The organism is Streptomyces sp. NPDC007162, from assembly GCF_040634175.1.
In the GTDB taxonomy this organism is placed as follows: Bacteria; Actinomycetota; Actinomycetes; order Streptomycetales; family Streptomycetaceae; genus Streptomyces.
Map to the genome: position 1 here is coordinate 1 of NZ_JBEYFC010000715.1, position 3,698 is coordinate 3,698.

3 protein-coding genes and 1 pseudogene are annotated in these 3,698 nt (G+C 67.4%); 3 read left to right on the forward strand and 1 reads right to left on the reverse strand.

What is annotated here, in order from left to right; translation table 11 throughout:
- The 3 genes and pseudogenes from tatC to ABZ646_RS42630 form a co-directional block, all read left to right on the forward strand.
- On the forward strand, positions 1-645 hold a 645-nt coding region (gene tatC / locus ABZ646_RS42620), incomplete at its 5' end, for a twin-arginine translocase subunit TatC (protein WP_360532009.1).
- 169 nt (positions 646-814) lie between these two features.
- Positions 815-1,183 (forward strand): annotated as a pseudogene (locus tag ABZ646_RS42625) (transposase); the annotation flags it as partial.
- A gap of 175 nt (positions 1,184-1,358) precedes the next feature.
- Positions 1,359-2,447 (forward strand): pentapeptide repeat-containing protein, encoded by a 1,089-nt coding sequence (locus ABZ646_RS42630; protein WP_360532012.1) that lies wholly within the window; start codon positions 1,359-1,361, stop codon positions 2,445-2,447.
- Between the two features lie 31 nt (positions 2,448-2,478).
- Here ABZ646_RS42630 and ABZ646_RS42635 read toward each other — a convergent pair whose 3' ends face one another.
- Positions 2,479-3,447: an IS630 family transposase gene (locus ABZ646_RS42635; RefSeq protein WP_360532015.1), complete on the reverse strand. Its 969-nt coding sequence runs from the start codon at positions 3,445-3,447 to the stop codon at positions 2,479-2,481.
- Positions 3,448-3,698 lie beyond the last annotated feature (251 nt).

A 3,698-nucleotide genomic window follows, 5' to 3' on the forward strand; every position in this document is an offset into this window, starting at 1 on the left:
GTGTCTCTGATGGCCGGTGTCGTGCTGGCCTCGCCGGTATGGCTGTACCAGCTGTGGGCTTTCGTCGCCCCTGGCCTGCACAAGCACGAGCGGAGATACGCCTACGCATTCGTCGGCGTGGGCGTCCCGCTGTTCTTCGGCGGCGCCGTCTTCGCCTACGAGGTGCTGCCCACGACCGCGAAGGTGTTGATCGACCTCACCCCGGACGGGGTGGACAACCTGCTGCCGCTGGACGACTTGCTCGACCTCGTCACCCGTATGGTGGTCGTCTTCGGTCTCTCCTTCGAGATGCCGCTGCTGTTGGTGATGCTGAACCTCACCGGAGTGCTGTCCGGCCGGCGGATGCTCGGCCGGTGGCGCGGCACGGTCATGGGGATCACGGTCTTTTCGGCTGCGGCGACGCCGAGCACGGATCCGTTGACCATGCTGGCACTGGCCGCGCCGATCTGGGGGCTCTATTTCGCCGCAGTCGTCTTTTCGCTTCTCAACGACCGGCGCAAGGCCCGAAGAGAGGCAGAGGGACCCGGCGACGACGAGGCCCCCGACCGCGACCTCACGCCGCAGGACCTCGGTGAAGTGGAATCTGTGTCCTCCGGCCCTGATGAGGGGCCTTCAGCCTGCGTGAACCGGGCGGGGTGTGACTGACCTAGTAGGGCTTGGTCGGCTTCACTCGTGAGTGGCGTGTCTGTTTGCTCGTGGGTGTTGTTGAGCTGGTGTGACTCCTGAGGAGATGGCCGAAGTCCGGGAGCTGCGAGACCGGTGTCCTGGCGAGAAGGCTCCCGCGCGGGCAGAGGAATCAGCGGCTTTCAAACGCATCTACTCGCGGTTCGTGGCTCTGCGTATCCGCCCGGCCGGACGCGGCGTCCGCCAGGCCACCGACAGTCCTGAACTGCCCGAACGCTGGCTGCTGGCCGAATGGCCGGCCACCGAACCCGAACCCGTGCAGTTCCTGCTCTCCAGCCTGCCCTCCGGCATACCGCTGGCGACCCTGGTCCGGCTGGTCAAGCTCCGCTGGCGCATCGAGCATGACTACCGCGAGATGAAACAGGCCCTGGGCCTGGCCCACTTCGAAGGCCGCACCTGGGGCGGCTGGCACCACCACGTCACCCTCGTATCAGCCGCCCATGCCTTCTGCACGCTGCAACGACTGGCACGAGACCCAAAAGACGTGGCGCAGGTCTGAGCCTCTACCAAGTCCTCCGAGAACTCCAGACCCTTCTCGCCACCTGGGCCGGCTCCTGTCCCACCTGCCACCGCGACATACCCACACCGTTACGGACCTGACCAAGCCCTACTAGGATCCGATGGCTATGGGGGGATCTGTTCATAGCCGCTGGCGTGCGACTCGCGCGGTCGCCATGGCGTCGGTCGTGGTGGCCGCGCTGGCTGTGCTGTTCGTCGTGCTCCTGGTCCTTCCGGGCATGGTGGTGGAGCATGATCTCGCCGGTGCCCACCTCGCTGCGGCGGACCGGATGAACGCGGTGAACAATGTGCGCACCACGCTCCTGCAGGCGGTCGGTGGCGCAGTCGTCCTGTTCGGTGCCTACGCCACCTGGCGGCAGTTGCGTGTCAGTCAGGACGGGCTGAACGCCACTCGGGAGGGCCAGGTCACCGATCGCTTCAGCCGGGCCGTGGAACAGCTCGGCAGTGACAAGCTGGACGTGCGGATCGGCGGCCTCTACGCATTGTGGCGGATCGCGGACCATTCCGCCCGCGACCACGAGGCGGTCGTCTCGATCATGGCGGCGTACCTTCGGACGCATCTACCGTGGCCGCCGCAGGAGCCGGGCGTTGCGGCGGCGGACGTGTCGATCAACTCAGTGCGCCCGCTGGAGACCCGTGCCGCCGATGCTCAGGTGGCGCTCACCTGCCTCGGGGTGCTTGGCCAGGAACGCAGCCCGGGGTGGGTCAACGTCAGCTTTACCGACCTTCGTCGAGCCGACTGTGACGGGCTGTGGCTGAACGGCGTCAACCTCGACGCCACGTGTTTGGAAGCGGCGAGTGTGTATCAGGTGAACCTGAGCGGGGCGTCACTGATCGAGGCCAACCTGCGGCATGTCGAACTCGGGACGTCGATACTCCATCAGGTTCGGTGTCTCGACGCCGATCTGCGCGGGGCGCGCCTGGTCAAGGCCGACCTGCGGGAGGCGGACTTCTCCGGTGCGGACCTCAGGGAGGCGAACCTGCGCAAGGCTCGGGCCCATGGGGCGGTGTTCGTCCGTGCGGATCTACGATTGGCCGATCTGCGGGGCTGCGACCTCGGCGGCGCCGACCTGCGGCACGCGAGACTCGAAGGCGCGCTGGCGAGCGACCTGACCATCTGGCCGAACGGCTTCGACATCGACGCGACCGGCCTCGTCATCGCCGAGGATCCAGGCGCCGAACCTGACGTTCTGCTGCCGGCTGCCGCTATCACGAGGCCAGTCCCGCCCCTGATGTCGGCCTGATACTTGGTTCGACTTCATCGCATCGGATTGATCAGGCCGTCGAGTCGAGGGGGCGTCCGCCCCAGCGGATGCCCTTCTCGCTGCGGATGCGGGCGCGCTCCTTGCGTTGGGCGGCCAACACGTCGGGGTGCCGAGCGTTCTTGTTCCGCCAGCGTAGGTAGGCATGCAGGGCTCTGGTCTGGACGCGGTGGTTGGAGTTGGCGACGGTGAACTGTCGCAGCGGCCCGAAGTGGGCCTCGATCGGGTTGGCCCAGGACGAGTAGGTCGGGGTGAAGCACAGCTCGACCCGGTTCTTCTTCGCCCAGTTTCTGATGGTGTCGTCCTTGAGCGCGGACAGGTTGTCCAGGATCACGTAGAGCGGAGCGCCGTCGGGGCGTGCCGCGTGGATCGACCTGAGCGCGGCCAGGGTGTTCCCGGCGCCCTTCTTCCGCCGGTTGACGCCCCAGAGGGTGTCGTCACCGACCGAGTAGCAACCGTGGAAGTACCTGACGCCGTGGGTGCGGTGGTAGGTCGCGGGATGCCGCTCGGGCCGGCTCTGCTCGGCCCAGCACGATCCGCCCGTGGGCCGGATGCCGAGCGGGCCGAACTCGTCGAACGCGAACACCCGGTCCGCGAACCGCTCCAGCACGTGTTCGATGCGGTCGAGCTTGGTGTCGCGGTCCGGGTCCGGAGACTCCTTCCAGGTCTTGGTGCGCTGGAAGGTGATGCCGCGGCGGGCGAGCAGACACCGTAACGCCTCACGGCCGATCCTGATCACGCGGCCGTGCACTTTCCGCAGGTGGGCGGCGAGTTTGCGAATGGACCAGCGGGTGAACGGCTGGCCGAGCCTGGTCGGGCGGGTGGTGGCCGTCTGAACGACGAAGTCCTCGTCGTCAGGACTGAGAAGGCGGGGACGGCCTCCCGCCCACCGAGGGTTCAAGCAGGCCAGACCGATCTCGTTGAACCGGTGGATCACGTCCGGGACAGTGTCCTCGTCGGCCTGGACCAGCTTCGCGATCACCGGGACCCGGTTCCCGCCGGGTCGGTCAACCTGCGCACACGGACAGGCTCAGCCACCACACCTCCAGCGGTCGGACGGACGTCACCGCACATCCAACCGCTGTAACCACCAACCCGGCGAACCTAGGCGGTCAGAGCACTAGCCGCGGTCGTCCGGCTCGCGGTATCCGTCGGCGACGAGCGCCCGTAGTCGGTCGAGCGATTCCTCGGTGGCGCCGGTGCCCTTGATCCAGGCGATCGAGCAGGCCGCGA